We start from the raw sequence: 591 nt of genomic DNA, 5'->3' as shown, positions 1-591 counted from the left end.
CTGAATCTTGAATTATCGCTTCCATTTTAAAAGTATCAGCGCCTCCGGCAAAATCTCCTTTTTTACTGCGTTTTTTAATACAAACTTTGCTTACGTCGTTAGTATCAAAAAAATCATTTATTTCTTTTTTAAACTCTTTGATACATTCTCTGTTCTCACTGTCTTTCAATGCAATTTTCTTTTTATCAATTGCTTTGACTGCAAAACTATCATCGTTTTGCTTTTCTAACACAGTGAGTATTGCTTCATGCCCTTTTAACTCAATACCGCATATTTTTCTCATTTGAAAACCCTATGTATTACATTATCTAGACAACTCAATCCTAACCTTTTCTATATGATCCGATGCAACTTTAAGTACGCTATCCGCGCACTTTTTACATATGTTAATTCTACCTAAATCATCGTATGCAAAGTGCTTTTCTCCTGCGAGAATCTTGTGCGAGGAATTCGCATGGCACTTCCTTTCTGCCCTTGCTTCTTCTACACGAAAGTCCCTTACAATATTTCTAACTGCTGGCATATACACTCCTGTTTTTACCGTAAACCTAACACCAAAATAAGCAGTACCAAATACATCTGCTTCAGCAC

Annotated in this window: 2 protein-coding genes; both read right to left on the bottom strand. The window is 35.5% G+C overall.

Annotated elements, in window-relative coordinates:
- On the bottom strand, positions 1–283 hold a 283-nt coding region (locus tag AC55NX_RS20800; RefSeq protein WP_496997463.1), incomplete at its 3' end, for a DUF3010 family protein.
- A gap of 21 nt (positions 284–304) precedes the next feature.
- On the bottom strand, positions 305–591 hold a 287-nt coding region (locus AC55NX_RS20795; RefSeq protein WP_496997462.1), incomplete at its 5' end, for a hypothetical protein.

The organism is Vibrio rubrogenes, assembly GCF_059641415.1.
Note: the sequence above shows the minus strand (reverse complement) of the source record. Positions and strands in the feature narration are given on the sequence as shown.